Source organism: Archangium gephyra (genome assembly GCF_049060025.1).
Classification (GTDB): domain Bacteria; phylum Myxococcota; class Myxococcia; order Myxococcales; family Myxococcaceae; genus Archangium; species Archangium gephyra_A.
In genome coordinates, this window is the sequence record NZ_JBMEQQ010000002.1 from 821,827 (window position 1) to 836,756 (window position 14,930).

General features: G+C 68.2%; 14 protein-coding genes, 2 tRNA genes and 1 pseudogene. 10 read left to right on the forward strand and 7 right to left on the reverse strand.

What is annotated here, in order from left to right; genetic code table 11:
* Positions 1-67 precede the first annotated feature (67 nt).
* The 7 genes from ACN28I_RS03735 to ACN28I_RS03765 all read left to right on the forward strand — a co-directional run bounded on the left by ACN28I_RS03735 (position 68) and on the right by ACN28I_RS03765 (position 4,709).
* Positions 68-1,519, forward strand: coding sequence for an ATP-dependent helicase (locus tag ACN28I_RS03735; protein WP_420940786.1), 1,452 nt, complete (start codon positions 68-70; stop codon positions 1,517-1,519).
* A gap of 53 nt (positions 1,520-1,572) precedes the next feature.
* Positions 1,573-2,094, forward strand: a complete 522-nt coding sequence (locus ACN28I_RS03740; protein WP_420940787.1) for a 3'-5' exonuclease — start codon at positions 1,573-1,575, stop codon at positions 2,092-2,094.
* A gap of 24 nt (positions 2,095-2,118) precedes the next feature.
* Positions 2,119-3,747 carry an Hsp70 family protein gene (locus ACN28I_RS03745; protein WP_420940788.1) on the forward strand — a complete coding sequence of 543 codons (1,629 nt, stop codon included), beginning with the start codon at positions 2,119-2,121 and terminating at the stop codon, positions 3,745-3,747.
* 156 nt (positions 3,748-3,903) lie between these two features.
* Positions 3,904-4,182 carry an SCP2 sterol-binding domain-containing protein gene (locus tag ACN28I_RS03750; RefSeq protein ID WP_420940789.1) on the forward strand — a complete coding sequence of 93 codons (279 nt, stop codon included), beginning with the start codon at positions 3,904-3,906 and terminating at the stop codon, positions 4,180-4,182.
* Positions 4,183-4,205: 23 nt separating this feature from the next.
* Positions 4,206-4,478, forward strand: coding sequence for a hypothetical protein (locus ACN28I_RS03755; protein ID WP_420940790.1), 273 nt, complete (start codon positions 4,206-4,208; stop codon positions 4,476-4,478).
* 58 nt (positions 4,479-4,536) lie between these two features.
* Positions 4,537-4,608: transfer RNA gene (locus tag ACN28I_RS03760), tRNA-Val, on the forward strand.
* A 29-nt stretch (positions 4,609-4,637) separates the two neighbouring features.
* Positions 4,638-4,709: transfer RNA gene (locus tag ACN28I_RS03765), tRNA-Val, on the forward strand.
* A 119-nt stretch (positions 4,710-4,828) separates the two neighbouring features.
* Here ACN28I_RS03765 and ACN28I_RS03770 read toward each other — a convergent pair.
* Both ACN28I_RS03770 and ACN28I_RS03775 read right to left on the reverse strand, forming a co-directional pair.
* Positions 4,829-5,812 carry a TerC family protein gene (locus ACN28I_RS03770; protein ID WP_420940791.1) on the reverse strand — a complete coding sequence of 328 codons (984 nt, stop codon included), beginning with the start codon at positions 5,810-5,812 and terminating at the stop codon, positions 4,829-4,831.
* Positions 5,813-5,850: 38 nt separating this feature from the next.
* Positions 5,851-6,750 (reverse strand): zinc metalloprotease HtpX, encoded by a 900-nt coding sequence (locus tag ACN28I_RS03775; protein WP_420940792.1) that lies wholly within the window; start codon positions 6,748-6,750, stop codon positions 5,851-5,853.
* 374 nt (positions 6,751-7,124) lie between these two features.
* On the opposite strand from ACN28I_RS03775, the gene ACN28I_RS03780 reads away from it, so the two are divergent.
* The 3 genes and pseudogenes from ACN28I_RS03780 to ACN28I_RS03790 all read left to right on the forward strand — a co-directional run bounded on the left by ACN28I_RS03780 (position 7,125) and on the right by ACN28I_RS03790 (position 10,059).
* Positions 7,125-8,207 carry a carbohydrate-binding protein gene (locus tag ACN28I_RS03780; RefSeq protein WP_420940793.1) on the forward strand — a complete coding sequence of 361 codons (1,083 nt, stop codon included), beginning with the start codon at positions 7,125-7,127 and terminating at the stop codon, positions 8,205-8,207.
* Positions 8,208-8,453: 246 nt separating this feature from the next.
* Positions 8,454-8,921: pseudogene (locus ACN28I_RS03785) on the forward strand (MBL fold metallo-hydrolase); the annotation flags it as partial.
* 277 nt (positions 8,922-9,198) lie between these two features.
* A complete protein-coding gene (locus ACN28I_RS03790; RefSeq protein WP_420940794.1) occupies positions 9,199-10,059 on the forward strand; it encodes a Rieske (2Fe-2S) protein in 861 nt (286 codons plus the stop codon).
* Positions 10,060-10,330: 271 nt separating this feature from the next.
* Here ACN28I_RS03790 and ACN28I_RS03795 read toward each other — a convergent pair whose 3' ends face one another.
* From ACN28I_RS03795 to ACN28I_RS03815, 5 genes are read right to left on the reverse strand one after another with little or no spacing between them, the layout of a single operon-like run.
* Positions 10,331-11,026: a hypothetical protein gene (locus ACN28I_RS03795; RefSeq protein ID WP_420940795.1), complete on the reverse strand. Its 696-nt coding sequence runs from the start codon at positions 11,024-11,026 to the stop codon at positions 10,331-10,333.
* Positions 11,023-12,126, reverse strand: coding sequence for a hypothetical protein (locus ACN28I_RS03800; protein WP_420940796.1), 1,104 nt, complete (start codon positions 12,124-12,126; stop codon positions 11,023-11,025). Before ACN28I_RS03800 ends, ACN28I_RS03795 begins: the two co-directional genes overlap by 4 nt.
* A 25-nt stretch (positions 12,127-12,151) precedes the next feature.
* The gene (locus tag ACN28I_RS03805; RefSeq protein ID WP_420940797.1) at positions 12,152-12,391 is read right to left on the reverse strand and encodes a hypothetical protein; all 240 of its coding nucleotides are present in this window, start codon (positions 12,389-12,391) and stop codon (positions 12,152-12,154) included.
* Positions 12,392-12,413: 22 nt separating this feature from the next.
* Positions 12,414-13,238: a hypothetical protein gene (locus ACN28I_RS03810; RefSeq protein ID WP_420940798.1), complete on the reverse strand. Its 825-nt coding sequence runs from the start codon at positions 13,236-13,238 to the stop codon at positions 12,414-12,416.
* Positions 13,235-14,506, reverse strand: coding sequence for a glycosyltransferase (locus tag ACN28I_RS03815; protein ID WP_420940799.1), 1,272 nt, complete (start codon positions 14,504-14,506; stop codon positions 13,235-13,237). Before ACN28I_RS03815 ends, ACN28I_RS03810 begins: the two co-directional genes overlap by 4 nt.
* Positions 14,507-14,930 lie beyond the last annotated feature (424 nt).

Consider the following 14,930-nt stretch of genomic DNA (forward strand, 5'->3'; position numbering starts at 1 on the left):
GGTATTCTCTCCGAGGGGAGACCCATCCGATCCGACAGGTCAGACCGACCAGTAGAGTGAGCCTTCCATGGCCACCCGCACGTACACGCTGAACGCCGCGACGGCGGCTTCCTCGCCGCGCATCGATTATGAGCGGTTGCTCAACGAGGAGCAGTTGCTGGCGGTGGAGGCGGGGGAGGGGCCGGTGCTGGTCATCGCGGGTGCGGGCTCGGGCAAGACGCGCACGCTGACGTTCCGGGTGGCGCGGCTGCTGGAGCGGGGCATTCCTCCCGAGGGCGTGCTGCTGCTCACCTTCACCAACAAGGCCGCGCGGGAGATGACGCGGCGGGTGGAGGAGCTGGCCGGGGCCTTCGCGGACGTGCGCAAGCTGCTCAGTGGCACCTTCCACCACGCGGCGCATGTGCTGCTGCGCCAGCACGCGGGGGTCATCGGCTTCTCGCGCGACTTCACGGTGCTGGATCGCGAGGACGCGCGCGACCTGATGTCCTCCTGCATCGCCGAGCGCAAGCTGCCCCGCGAGCGGCGCTTCCCCAAGGCCGAGGTGGTGCTGGACATGGTCTCCATGGCCGCCAACCTGCAGCTCTCGGTGGCCAAGGTGCTGGTGGAGCGCCGGCCGCAGTTCCTGCCCCTGGCCGAGGAGGTGCTCGCGGTGACGCGCCGCTTCGCCGAGCGCAAGGGGCGCATGCACCTGATGGATTTCGATGATCTGCTGGTGCTGCTCAAGCGGCTGCTCGTCGACAACCCCCTCATCCGCGAGCAGCTCGTGGAGCGCTTCCACTGCGTGCTGGTGGACGAGTACCAGGACACCAACCGGTTGCAGGGAGATCTGGTGGATCTGCTCGTCGGCGAGCGCCGCAACCTCACGGTGGTGGGCGACGACTGCCAGTCCATCTACAGCTTCCGGGGCGCGGACTTCACCAACATCATCGACTTCCCCAAGCGCTACCCGGGCTGCGGCATCTACCCGCTCACCCGCAACTACCGCTCGACGCCGGAGATCCTCCGGCTGGCCAACGCCTCCATCTCGCTCAACCAGCGCCAGTTCTCCAAGCAGCTCATCTCCTCGCGTCCCCCGGGGCCGGTGCCGGTGCTGGTGTCCACCCTGGACCTGGATCAGCAGGCCGCCTTCGTGGCCCAGCGGGTGCTCGAGCTGCGTGACGGAGGCATGCCGCTGGAGCAGATGGCGGTGCTCTACCGCGCTCACAGCCACTCCCTCGAGCTGCAGCTCGAGCTGGTCCGCCGGGGCATCCCCTTCCGGGTGCGCTCGGGCGTGCGCTTCTTCGAGCAGATCCACGTGAAGGACGTGCTCGCCCACCTGCGGCTGGCGGGCAATCCGCGCGACGAGCTGGCCCTCAAGCGCATCGTCAAGCTGGTGCCCGGCATCGGTCCGGCCAAGGCCGAGGCCCTCTGGGAGGCACTGCTCGCCCTGCCTCCGGAGCTGTCCCTCGTGGAGGGCCTGGCCCGCCCCGAAATCCAGGCGAGCTTCCCCGGAAGGCCGCCCCGGGTTTCGGCCGGCTGATCCAACTCCTGGCGCGGCTGGGGGCCCCTGGGTCGAATTTGACACCGGGGCAGATGATCCAGGACATCCTCGCGGGAGGCTACGCCGAGTACCTGCGGACGGAGTTCCCGGAAGAGGAGCGGCGCGAGGACGACATCCGGCGGCTGGCGGAGTTCGCGGCGCGCTTCGAGGAGCTGCCGCGCTTCCTGTCGGAAATCGCCCTGGTGGCCGAATTCTCGGCTCGGGAAGCGACGGGCGAGCCCCCGGCGGAGAGCCTCACGCTCTCCACCGTGCACCAATCCAAGGGCCTGGAATGGCAGGCGGTTTTCGTCATCTCGCTGGCCGAGGGCCGCTTCCCGCTGCCTGGGGCGGCCCAGACGCCGGACGAGGAGGAAGAGGAGCGCCGGCTCTTCTACGTGGCGGCCACCCGGGCGAAGGATGAGCTGGCGTTGTGCTACCCGATCTCCGCGGTACTGCGAGGAGGCGAGCGGGCGATCCTCCGGCTTTCCCGCTTCATCGAGGAGCTGCCGGCGGGCGAGGAGGCGCCCTATGACCGGCTCATCGTCGAGACGAGAACTGCGCAACCCGGCTCCTGACGTGATACAGAGGGGTTCTCCATCATGGCGGATAGACCTCGCATCATCGGGATAGATCTGGGAACGACCAACACCCTGGTCGCGTCCGTGAAGAACCGCATCCCGAAGATCGTCCCCACGGACCGAGGCAACCTGGTCCTGCCCTCGGTGGTGGCGCTGTCCGGCAAGGGCGAGCTGCTGGTGGGTGGCGTGGCCAAGGATCAGATGGTCACCAACCCGAAGAACACGCTCTACGGGACCAAGCGCCTCATCGGCCGCAAGTACCAGTCGAAGGTCGTCGACGACCTGAAGGGCTACTTGAAGTACGACATCGTCGAGGCCCCGGACGGTGACGCGGCGGTGTCGCTGGGCGGGCGCATCTACACGCTGCCCGAGGTCTCCAGCTTCATCCTCAAGCAGCTCAAGACGATCGCCGAGCAGTTCCTGGGTGGCCCCATCGACGAGGCCGTCATCTCCGTGCCGGCGTACTACACGGACAGCCAGCGCCAGGCGGTGAAGGAGGCGGGCAAGCTCGCGGGCTTCAACGTCAAGCGCATCGTCAACGAGCCCACCGCGGCGGCGCTCGCCTACGGCTTCAACCGGGGGTTGGATCAGAAGATCCTCGTGTACGACCTGGGCGGTGGCACCTTCGACGTCTCGGTGCTGCACCTGACGGGCAACGTCTTCGAGGTGCTGGCCACCGGGGGCGACACCTTCCTGGGCGGCGTCGACTTCGACAACCGGGTGATGGACTACGTGCTCGAGAAGTTCTGGGAGGAGACCAAGGTCGACCTCTCGCAGAGCCCCATCGCCATGCAGCGCATCAAGAACGCGGCCGAGGCGGCGAAGATCGACCTCACGCTCATCCCCAACGTGGTCATCGACCTGCCCTTCATCGAGGAGCGCAAGGGCAAGCCGATGGATCTGCGGATTCCCCTGACGCGCGAGAACCTCAACGCGCTCACCATGGATCTGGTGGATCGCACGTTCGAGATCTGCGACCGGGTCCTGGCGGAGAAGGGCATCAACCGCTCGGAGATCGACGAGATCATCCTGGTGGGCGGGCAGAGCCGCATGCCGCTGGTGCAGCAGCGGATCCAGGAGCACTTCGGCAAGCCGCCGCGCAAGGGCGTGCACCCGGACGAGTGCGTGGCCCTGGGCGCGGCGCTGCTGGCCGACTCGCTGGGCACCATCGACTCGGTGACGCTGCTGGACGCGGTGTCCATGCCCATCGGCTACGCGCTGCCCAACGGGCGGGTGCGCCGCGTCATCGAGAAGAACTCCATCATCCCCCTGGTGAAGAGCTTCCGGCTGCCGCCTCCGAGGGAGCCGGGCGCGCCCTTCATCGAGATGGACATCTTCCAGGGCGACAGCGACCTGATGGTGGACAACGAGTACCTGGGCACGCTGCGGGTGCCGGCGGAGTCGGCGGGGCGGAAGATCGACTTCCGGCTCAACGAGGAGTGCCTGCTGCAGGTGATCGTCGAGGAGCCGGGTGGCCCCAAGCGCATCGAGCTGGCCACGCGGGACACGCCCGAGCTGCTCAAGAAGGAGCTGGCGCGGGTGGCCGAGGAGCGGGCCCAGAAGGCCGAACAGGCGGCGGGCACGCCGTCGTCCCACCAGGAGGGCAGTGGGCTGTTCTCCAAGGTCAAGAGCATCTTCCGTAGGGGGTAGGCGGCGGCATGGCCACGTTCCCGTCGAAGGAGTGGTGTGAGGAGGCGGTACGGCTGGTGAACGCGGATCCGGAGAAGCTCGCTCGCCGCCCAGGGGTGGCAGGGAGAGATCGGGGTCATCGTCGACGCGGAGCCGGGCAAGCTGGCCCGGGCCTTCGTGGTGCACCTGGTCCCGCGAGGCGGCCGTATCGAGAAGCTGCGCGTGCTGGATGAGCCGGACGACCTGGAGGAGATCGATCCGGCCTACCTGGCGCGGGCGCCCTACACGGTGTGGAAGCAGCTCCTCCAGGGGAACCTGGATCCCGTGGAGGCGGTGCTGCGGCGGCGCATCGCGGTGAAGGGGGACCTGCAGCAGCTCATCGAGCGCTTGAGGTTCAAGGGCATCGCGGATCGCGTCTTCGCCGAGTTGAAGACGGAGTACGTGGACGGACAATAAGTGCCAGCGGGGGGCAGGCAGCCATGGGCATTCGTCAGAACCTGAAGAAGCAGGCGCTGGGCGTGTCGCAGAAGGCGATGGAGAAGCTGCTGGCCGACGAGAAGCGGGCCATGGCGGTGGCCCAGGCGCTGGGCTCGGTGCAGCGGGGCAAGCAGGCGCTGGACCGGGGCCAGGAGGAGCTGATGCGGGCGCTGAGTTTCGCGACCCGGAGCGACTTCAAGACGGTGGGCAAGAAGCTCTCCGGACTCAAGCGCCGGCTGCGCGAGCTGGACGAGAAGCTGGAAGAAATCTCCTGAGAATAGCCGTTGACAGGGAACACAGCGGGTGGCATTTACCCGCCCGTCGCTTCGTCAGGGGCGCATAGCTCAGCGGTAGAGCACTGCCTTCACACGGCAGGGGTCCCAGGTTCGAATCCTGGTGCGCCCACTCCGACGAACTCCCGATTGGCCGCAATCGGGCGCATAGCTCAGCGGTAGAGCACTGCCTTCACACGGCAGGGGTCCCAGGTTCGAATCCTGGTGCGCCCACACGAGAAAGGCCGTGAGTCCCCAGGGGCTCACGGCCTTTTCGCTTTGGGGGGCCTCGAGGGAGGCAGAGGCACGGACCCGGCGCCGTTACCGCTGACGCCGGGCCGTGCCCTCTGGCCTTACTCCACCGGAGCCGGCCGCCCACCCGGAACCGCGGCCTTGGCCGCCTCGGCCCGCTCCATCGCCCGCGCCTTCATGAGCGAGGCCACGATGGAGCCACCCAGCAGCAGCGCGATGACACCCAGCGAGACCGCGGCCGGCACCTTCACCACGTCGATCAGCGCCATCTTCGCGCCCACGAACACCAGCACCGCGGACAGGCCCACCTTCAGGTAGGAGAACTTCTCCACCGCTCCCGCCAGCACGAAGAACATCGAGCGCAGGCCCAGGATGGCGAAGATGTTCGAGGTGAAGACGAGGAAGGGATCCGTCGTCACCGCGAAGATGGCCGGGATGGAGTCGAGCGCGAAGAGCACGTCCGTCAGCTCCACCAGCACCAGCGCCATGAACAGCGGCGTGGCCAGCTTCCGGCCGTTGTCCACCGTGAAGAAATGATCCTTGTCGAAGTGGGGCGTCGAGGGGATGACCCGCCGCGCCAGCTTCATGACCGCACCGTCCTCCGGATGCTCCTCCTTGTTGCGCTGCAGGAAGAGCTTCACGCCCGTGAGGATGAGGAACGCGCCGAAGACGTAGATGAGCCAGTGGAAGCGCTGCAGCATCGCCACGCCCGCGAAGATCATCGCCGCGCGAAGCACCAGCGCGCTCAGGATGCCCCAGAAGAGCACCCGGTGCTGGTACAGCGCCGGAATCTTCAGCGCCGAGAAGATGACGACGAAGACGAAGATGTTGTCGATCGAGAGCGACTTCTCGATCAGATAGCCGGTGAGGAACTGCATTCCCGGCGTGGGCCCGAACTTCCACCAGATGCCCAGGTTGAACACCAGCGCGAGCGAGATCCACACACCGCTCCACGTCAGCGCTTCCTTGAACTTCACCTCGTGCGTCTTGCGGTGGAAGACCCCCAGATCCAGCGCCAGCATCAACAGCACGAATATGATGAACCCCGCCCATAGGGCGGGGCTGCCTACACTCTGCATTTCCATGGGTTCGTGTCTTTCTCTCTAAATTATCTGAAATGCCGTCAGCGGGCGAAGGGCAGGGCGCCACCGCTCCAGCCCCGAGCCGCGGGCATCCGCGAAGCCTGCTCGTGCAGCCTGCGCACGCGCTCCTCCGTCCTCGGGTGCGTCGAGAAGAGCGACAGGATACTCTGCATTCCCGCGAAGGGGCTCACGATGAACAGGCTCGCCGTGGCCGGACGTCCCGCCACCGGCAACGCCATGGCCCCGGCCTCCAGCTTCCGCAGCGCGCTCGCCAGCGCCTCGGGGTCCCCGGAGATCTCCCCGCCCGTCTGGTCCGCCAGGTACTCGCGCGAGCGCGAGATTCCCATCTGGATGAGCGTGGCCGCGATGGGCGCCACCAGCGCCAGTGCCAGCACCTGAAGCGGCGAGAGGCTCTCGCCCTCGTCCTCGTCCCGGCCCAGGAACATCGAGCCGAACAGGCCCACCGCGTGCGCCAGGTACGTCACCGCCGAGGCCACCGCCGCCGCGATGGTGGACACCAGGATGTCCCGGTTCTTGATGTGCGCCAGCTCATGCGCCAGCACGCCGCGCAGCTCCCGCTCGTCGAGCACCTCCAGGATGCCCGCCGTCACCGCCACCACGCCGTGCTCCGGATTCCGGCCCGTCGCGAAGGCGTTCGGCTGCGCCTCGTTCATCAGGAAGACGCGCGGCTTGGGGATGCCCGCCCGCCGGGACAGCTCCTCCACCATCCGGTGCAGGCCCGGCGCTTCCTGGGGGCTCACCTCCTGCGCCCCGTGCATGCTCAACACGAGCTTGTCCGAGTAGAAATAGGCTCCCAGGTTCATCGCCAGCGACAGCACCAGCGCGCCAATGAGGAAGCCCTTGCCCAGCGCGGCGCCGATACCAATGAGCACCACCGACAGCACGCCGAGCAGCAGGAGCGTTTTGATCTGGTTCTTCATCTTCGACGTTGTCTCCTCTGGGATGGCTCTGCTTCCGACCTGAATCAATTAAAGGGCTCGCCATCATTCGGCAAATAGGTAATCAGCACTCATCCCTTCGGAAAAACCGAAGAATACCGGCCGCTCGTCTCTCCGGCTCCAGCCCAGGCTGGCGAGCGCGGCACCAGGACCCGGGTACGGGATGATGGACTGTCGCCTTGTGTTCAGAGCCCCAAAACCGGCTGGACCTGAATGTCCACCGGGCTCGTGAGCACCTGGCCGGTCGCGAGGGGAGAGAGAGCGGGCGTGGAGTCCTCCGCGCCGCCCTGCCTTCGCCATCGGGAGCGCCTCGGTGGACTCCCCGCCTCACGGCCCCTCGCATGGAGATTCCATCGTTGATCCGATACCGACTTCTCTCCGCCCTCTGCGCCTCCTCCCTCCTGGCCTCGGCCGTGGGCTGTGGTCCGGCGGAACAGGGCCTGGACTCGCAGACGCCCCCCAGCCTCAATGGTGATGGCATGGGTGGAGACCTGCCGGACGGTCCGGGGATTGGGACGCCTGCTCCCACTCCAGCTCCCAGCGAGCCAACCCCCGAGCCCACCCCCACGCCCGAGCCGGCTCCCGCGCCAGCACCGGCGCCTGCTCCCACGCCCACTCCTTCACCTGCGCCCGCGCCGGCACCTGCGCCCGCACCTGCGCCCGCGGCGGACACCGACGTCTTCGGCGTGAAGATGCTCTACCCGACGAAGTCGGGCGGCGAGACGTGGTTCCTCAAGGCCGAGGCCCTGAAGGATTCGCGCTTCGATCCCCAGGACCCCATCACCCGCAACGCGGACGGCTCCTGGAAGATGAAGAGCAGCCAGGTGCGCATGCACGCGCTCACCTCCACGGGCTACGACTCGAAGAAGATCCCCACCTATGACCGGGACGTGCTGGCGGGCCGCGGCTACATGCAGGCCGCCAACGACTGGAAGAACGTGGAGATGACGGGCTTCGTCAAGGTGAACGCCGCCAGCAACTGGAGCGACAACTTCGCCTGGTACGCGCGTGGTGGCCGCCACACCGACTCGCTGGCCTGCGAGGGCTCCTCGTACAAGGGGGGCCTCCACTACGACGGCCGCGTGCGCTGGGAGAAGGAGTCCTGGCACGTGAGCTACGACAGCGTGCCCTACAAGACCGGCACCAGCTCGCTCAAGGGCCGCTGGGTGGGCTTCAAGTCCATCATGAGGAACACCACCGCCAACGGGAAGCCCGCGGTGAAGCTCGAGCTGTGGCTCAACGAGAATGCCGACAAGGTGACGTGGAAGAAGGTCTACGACACGACGGATTCCGGGCAGATCGGCGGCGATGCCACGAACTGCGGTGGCTCCGTGGACGCCATGCCCATCACCTGGGGCGGCCCCCTGGCCACCTTCCGCTGGGACAGCGCCTCGGACGTGGACTTCAAGTGGCTGAGCGTGCGGGAAATCACCGAATAGGTCAGGTGGACGGACCCTACCTTGAATAATGGGAAAGGCGCGGGGGTTTCCATCCTCCCCGCGCCTTTTTCATGCACGGTGCGAGACTTCTGCTCGCCGCCGGACCTTGGGCTCGTACTTCGGGGCCGATGGCCGCAACTGCCCCCCCACACCAGCCTTCCGGCTCCACCGGGTGTGCAGCCGGACATCCGGTGGCATCACTCCGGGCTTCGTCCGTGGGGCCCGGACCTCGCGGGGGATCCTTCCATGCAGATCACGTTCCTTGGGCACGCTGGATTTCTGATCGAAACCCACCATGCCCTGGTGGTCGCCGACCCGTGGTTGTCCCCTCAGGGTGCATTCGACTCGGCATGGATGCAATTTCCGCGCAACCATGACCTCGCGCCCATGGTGCGCGAGAAGTTGGAGCACTCGCCCAAGGAGCGCTTCCTCTACATCAGCCACGAGCACAAGGATCACTACGATCCCGATTTCCTGCGCACCCTGACGAAGAGGGACTTCACCGTCGTTATCGGCCGCTTCCGCCGCACGGCGCTCCGGGACGACTTCGTGGCCTATGGAGCCAAACGCATCATCACCTGCGAGGACTCGCAGGAGGTGCCCTTCAAGGGCGGCTACCTGAAGCTCTACCTGACCGACTCGGGCACCAACCGGGACTCGGCGCTGCTGGTCCAGGCCGACGGGCAGTGCTTCCTCAACCTCAACGACTGCAAGATCCATGATCGGCTGCAGGCCGTCGTCGCGGAGGAGGGGCCTATCGACGTTTTCACGGCCCAGTTCTCGGGCGCCATCTGGCACCCCACCAGCTACGACTACTCGCGCGAGGTGTACGCCGAGCACTCGCGGCAGAAGCGGGCCAGCAAGTTCGAGGCGGTGGCGCGCGCCATGGAGACGGTCCAGCCCCGGGCCTACCTGGCCTCGGCCGGCCCCGCGTGCTTCCTGGATCCGTCGCTCTTCCACATCAACCTCGAGCCGGTGAACATCTTCCCCCGTGCCTCGGAAGCTCTTCACCTTCCTCCAGCACCGGCTGGCGGGACGGACGCCGCGCCTCCTGGAGCCCATGCCCGGAGACGTGCTCGACGCGGGCATCGGGGACATGGTGTCGCTGGCGCCCGAGCGCGTCACCGAGGAGAACGTCTCGCAGTACCTGCGCTCCTACGCCGCGCTCCAGACACGCGTCTTCCGCGAGCGGCGGCGCAACTTGATGCTCGAGGAGGTGGATCGCATCCACCTGCGGCTGCGCGAGGAGATGCAGCAGAAGCTGGACGCCTTCTCGCTGGCGGACCGGGTGATGATGCCCCTGTACATGGGGCTCATCGAGCTGCCCGGGCAGCTCATCCGCGTGGACTTCCGCTCGTGCCGGGTGGAAGTGGTCAGCGAGGTGCGTGACCTGAGCCGGTACGTGTTCCTCGCGAGCGCGGCGGACATCGTGCGCGTGCTGGATCGCAAGCTGAACTGGGAGGACTTCCTGCTGTCGTTCCGCTTCCGGGCCTCGCGTACGCCGGATGTCTACGACACCAGCCTGCACAACTTCCTCGCCGCCGAGATCGAGGATCTGCGCGCCATGTGTGACAACACGCTGGCCACCGAGTCGCGCCAGGAGCGCACCGTGGTCACCGCCGGCGGACAGCGCTACGCCGTCAACCGCTACTGCCCGCACCAGGGCGCTGATCTGCGCGAGGGCTGGGTGGAGGAGGGGCGCTACCTCGTGTGCCCCCGCCACCGCTGGCGCTTCGATCTGCAGGACGGCGGCGTCTGCGGCACCAACGGGTGCTCCATCAAGGCCGAGTGCCTCGGCAAGGAGAAGGAGGAGCCGCGGGAGGCTTCCGCGGAACGCCTGCCCGCGATGTGAGGCCTTCTGTCCATCCCTCCCGCCACTCGCTCATCCCTCCCTCTCCCTTCGGGAGAGGGTCGGGGTGAGGGTATCTGTCACCGTGTCCCAAATCCGTGTGCGGTGGGTCACATGCTGGGATCCGTGAGTGGGTGGGAACCCGGGTACATCCGACACCCTCACCCTTTCCCTCTCCCGGTGGGAGAGGGGATTTGGGCGGAGTGGGGATGATTTGGGCGGAGTGGAGATGATTTGGGCGGAGTGGGGGCGGGAAGGGTGTTTGGGCTCGGAATTACGGCGTGGAGAGCAGCTCCACGTCGAACCGGCCGTTGTCCGTGCGCAGGCCCACCGGTCCATCGAAGGTGAGCGCCTCCGCTGGTAGCACCCCTTCCCAGACGGTCCTGCCATTCACCTGCACCTTCAGCTCCGCGCCCTGGAGCTCCGCGCGCAGGATGTGGCTGCTTCCCGGCTCGAGCCCGGGCACCGCTTCCTTGCTCCGCGGTTTCACCGTCCGGTAGCCGCCGTTGCCGCAATCGTCCGAGCGGGACATCCCCGGGTTGTGCTTCATCGACACCACCAGGCCCGCTTTCGGCTCCAGGCGCCACATCACGTAGACGACGTTGCAGCCGTCCCGCGCCCGGAGCTTCAGCCCCACCTGCCGCCGCAGCTCGCCCGACTGCAACGGCTTCTGCTCGCGCGTGGCCCCCAGGTAGGTGAAGCGCAGCTCCGCTACCCGCGTCTCCGCCCCCACCTTGGCCACCAGCGCCCGTACTTTCGGTCCCTCGCTCGAGGACACCACCGCCCGCACCTTCGGCTCCTCGATGCGCAGGCGGCCGCCCGCCACGGGCTCCAGCTTCCCCTGCGTCGCCTTCATCCGCTTCGCGGTGAGCGGGCCTTCCTCCTCCGTCTTCTTCATGGCTCTTCCCGGAGTCGCCGGTGGCGCGAGCAGCCCCAACAGCGAGGCCAGCAGGAGCGGCCGGCCCATCATGGCCGCTCTTCTCCCAGGAACCGGCCCAGCTCCGCCACGTGCGTCTTCAGCCACGCCTGCTCCGCTCGCAGCCGCGCCAGTTCCAGCACCAGGTAGTCGCGGTAACGGCGCACCTTCGCCGTCTCCATCGCCTGGATGTCCCGGAGCTGTCCCTCCAGGTCCGTCACCAGCACCGACACCTCGCGCAGGCGCGCCTCCTCCGCCGTGTGCCCCGCCCGCAGCTCGCGCAGCAGCCGGGCCACGTCCTGGCTCACGCCCTCCACGTCCTCCTCGAGCAGGCGCCGCCGGCCCTCCCTCGCCCGTGCGTTCGCCGAGGGCTGCCACAGGTTCCCCAGGTTGTACGAGACCGTCAGCGCGCCGAAGAGCGGCACGTCCTGCCGCACGTTGATCAGCTCGTCGTACCCGCCCCGCAGCCGTACCCTCCACGCCGAGGCGCTCCGCAGGCTCGCGGACTCCGCTTCCACCCGATCATCCGCCGCGCGGAAGTCCTTCAACCACGTGGACAGCGGGCGCTCGGCGGGGCGGGGCAGGGCGGCGAGCCGCTCGCGCTCCTTCGCCGTCTCGTACGCCAGCGCCCGCAGGCCATCCAGCCGCAACTGCAACGCGTTGAGCTCCTCGACGGTGGCCCGGCCCTCCTTCACGTCCTCGCGCAGCGAGGCCAGCAACTGCCCGGCCTCGGGCAGGGCGGCCTCCAGCACCTGGGCCCGGGCGGCCAGCGCGGCCTCGGCGCCTACGTCCGCGCCCCGCTTCGCCGCCGCCTGCAGTGCCGAGAGCGCCCGGTAGCGCTCGCACTCCGCCTCCGCCCGGCGGCGGATGGACAGGCCCCGGTACAGCCCCACGAAGTCGTAGTCCACGCCCGCCGTGAGCCGGGGTGTCGGGCCGCCCAGGGGCACGCCTCCGCCCCCTCCGGCCTCGCCCGCGTTCACCACCCCCACGCTCGCGAATACCTCCGGCGCGAGCCACATCGCCGCCTCGGCATCGCCCACCCCGCGCACGAAGGCGCAGTAGCCCGGGTCACGCGCCTCTCCCTCCGGCTCCTGCGCCCCCGCTGCCCCCGCTCCGAGGCCGGCCAGCACGCTCCATGCAACCGCCCACCGCATGCTCGTCTCCTTCCGCGCTCCGGCCCTACAGCAGCAGCGGCGGCCGCCCCAGCAGCAGCAGCTCGTCGCGCGCCCAGCGATCGTCCCGCAGCTTCAGCTCCACCATCACCCCGCGCAGCAGCGTCTGGCGCACCGGGTGCTTCACCGTCACCTCGCCCTGCAGCACCTGGCCCACCATCCCCGCTTCCCGGCACCACACCAGCTTCAGCGCGCACCGGTAGAGCGGGGTGCCCGCCCCCGCGTTCTCCAGGTTCTCGTACGGCACGAAGCCCACCGTCAGCCCCCGTTCAATCGCCTCCAGCCACGGCGAGCTTCCGGATGGACGCCAGCAGCGCGTCGTAGCGCGCCACCGCCTCGTCCAGTGACTTCAGGCTCTCCTTCAGGTGCTGGCGCTCGCTCTCCGCCCGCGCCACCTCCAGCACCGAGCGCGTGTACTCCCGCTCCAGCAACAGCACCTCGGTGGTGAGGCCCGCGCTCTTGCCTCCCAGCGAGGCGTCGAAGCCCTCCAGCTCGCGCTTCACCGCCTCCAGCTTCGTCTGCAGCTCCGCCGTGCCCTGCGCCAGCGACAGGTTGCTCTGCGCCATCTGCGCGAGCTGGTGGTTGGCCGTGAGCCGCTCCTCGCGCTCCAGCATCCGCGCGTTGTAGAGCGCTTCCGTGCGCGTGCGCGCCATGCCCGCGTAGGCCCGGTTGGACTCGGTGATCTCCTGGGCCGCCTGCTGGTACTCCTGGCGCAGCGTGGCCAGCCGGCGCACCGCCTTCGCCCGGGCCGTGCGCTCGCTCCCCAGCGCCACGCGGAAGCGCTCCTGGAAGTCCTTCTCCGAGCCCAGCAGCCGCTCGGCCTGCTCCATCCGGGCCTCCAGCTCCCTCCGCTCCGCCAGCAGCTTGTCGCGCGACGCCGCCTGCTGCGCCAGTTGGGCGTTGAGCTGGAGGATCTCCGGATCCGTCGGAGACACCACCGTGGGCGTCAGCCACGAGTGGTTCACGAAGAAGAACACCTGGACGCCCAGGTACGAGACGAGCCCGCCCAGGATGAGCGCCAGCAGCACCGAGCCGAGGGCCTTGTAGGCATTGACCGCGACGGTGTTGAGCTTGTTGACGATGCGCTGATTCATGGTGTCGAACCCCCTCCAGCCGCCTGGGTGGGAGCAACGGTGTTGGCAGTGCCATCCGGAGGCGGGGCGCTCTCGGGGGGCACGCCGGGCGCGGCGCTCGGCTTGCCCCGGGTCTCCCAGCTCCCCGAGTCCAGCGTGAAGAGCGCCAGCGGGGTGAAGAGCGCGTAGGTGACGGGCATCAGCAGCGCCATGGGCAGGAAGGAGATCGCCGGCACGCGCATGTCCGGGGGCAGGTCTCTCTTGTCGATGCGGTAGATGAGCCCCATGGCCCCCATGACGAGCATGTGCAGCAGGAGCACCCCCCAGAACTGCCCGTTGAGGACGTTGTGGACGATGATGACCGGATAGGAGAGCAGCAGCGCGAGCTGTGACACGTAGTGGACACCCACCACCGGGTGCAGCCGCCAGGCGTGGCTCAGCCCACAGATCATGTCCACGAGGTTGGAGCGCCGCCACCGCAGCTGCTGCGAGAAGTAGCCCGCCAACGTGGACGGCGCGGCCGTCTGGCACCAGGCCACCGTGGTGTAGACCGTCTCGTAGCCCGCCTTGACGATCTGCCGCGTGAGGAACCGGTCCTCTCCATACTTGATGGGGACGCCCGCGATGTTGCGCGCCTCGAGGATGGGATCCAGCTCCAGCAGCACCTGGCGCCGGTACGCGGTGAGACACCCGGACAGGCACAGCACCGTGCGGAAGCTCCGCTCCAGATCCTTGAGCCACTCCTGGGCGAAGTAGAACTTGATCTCGATCATCCGCGTCATCCAGTTCTGATGACGGTTGGCCACGTAGGTGCGGCCGCCCACCGCGGCGATGCGCGGGCTGACGAAGCGCCGCACCAGCTCGCGCACGGCGCTCGAGTGCACCACCACGTCCGAGTCCACCGAGACGATGATCTCCGCGGTGGCCTCGCGCACCGCCCGGGCGATGCCCTTGCGCTTGCCCATGTTGTGCGGGTTGCGCATCACCTTCACGTTCGGGTGGCCCTCGGCCGCCTTCAGCGCCCAGGCATGGCTGTCGTCGGTGGAGCAGTCGTCCACCACGCAGATGCTCAGCTTGTCGTGCGGGTAGTCCTGCTCCAGCAGGCTGCGCACGGCGTGGTAGATGCCCTCGCCCTCGTTGAAGAGGGGAATCACCACGGTGACGGTCGGCTGATAGCCGTCGTCCGTGGCGTCCACCCACCGGCCACGCACCCGCCGCAGCAGCGGCCCGAGCACGTACCGGTTCATCATCACCACCAGTACCAACAGGTGAACGGGGAACAGTTCCATATCCCAACCCGGCGCCGCGGATGAGCCCGGCGCGCCCCAGCACACACCTCGAACGCTTGCCCCTGGCCTCGTCCCGCTCCGTTGTCCCCCCGTGCCCTGATCCGCGCCCATTCCGGCGCGATGCTTCGGGGCGGCGAGAAAGTCGGCCCGTGCCAGACCGCTCACAACTGCCCCACGGGGCAGTGCGGTGTCCTTCACCCCTGGATCTTCCTGCTCCGATGTCGGAGGCCGGGACACACCGCCGCCCTGAGGTGTCCTCGGTTGATCACGAGGTATGGACCCCCGCACCGCTTGGCAACCTCCGCGCGGGTCCTACGTTGACCTGCCACATTGATGGGGCGGTGGAGGAGGGGACGGATGGGGCGATCGGCCTTGAGGGCTTGGGGGAGAGGTCTGTTATTGGCGGCGGGGGCGTTGCTGGCGG

Excerpts from the sequence above, each read along its gene's own strand:
- ACN28I_RS03735 (WP_420940786.1), top strand. The coding sequence starts at position 68 with ATGGCCACCCGCACGTACACGCTGAACGCCGCGACGGCGGCTTCCTCG.
- ACN28I_RS03740 (WP_420940787.1), top strand. The coding sequence starts at position 1,573 with ATGATCCAGGACATCCTCGCGGGAGGCTACGCCGAGTACCTGCGGACG.
- ACN28I_RS03745 (WP_420940788.1), top strand. The coding sequence starts at position 2,119 with ATGGCGGATAGACCTCGCATCATCGGGATAGATCTGGGAACGACCAAC.
- ACN28I_RS03755 (WP_420940790.1), top strand. The coding sequence starts at position 4,206 with ATGGGCATTCGTCAGAACCTGAAGAAGCAGGCGCTGGGCGTGTCGCAG.
- ACN28I_RS03770 (WP_420940791.1), bottom strand. The coding sequence starts at position 5,812 with ATGGAAATGCAGAGTGTAGGCAGCCCCGCCCTATGGGCGGGGTTCATC.
- ACN28I_RS03775 (WP_420940792.1), bottom strand. The coding sequence starts at position 6,750 with ATGAAGAACCAGATCAAAACGCTCCTGCTGCTCGGCGTGCTGTCGGTG.
- ACN28I_RS03795 (WP_420940795.1), bottom strand. The coding sequence starts at position 11,026 with ATGATGGGCCGGCCGCTCCTGCTGGCCTCGCTGTTGGGGCTGCTCGCG.
- ACN28I_RS03800 (WP_420940796.1), bottom strand. The coding sequence starts at position 12,126 with ATGCGGTGGGCGGTTGCATGGAGCGTGCTGGCCGGCCTCGGAGCGGGG.
- ACN28I_RS03810 (WP_420940798.1), bottom strand. The coding sequence starts at position 13,238 with ATGAATCAGCGCATCGTCAACAAGCTCAACACCGTCGCGGTCAATGCC.
- ACN28I_RS03815 (WP_420940799.1), bottom strand. The coding sequence starts at position 14,506 with ATGGAACTGTTCCCCGTTCACCTGTTGGTACTGGTGGTGATGATGAAC.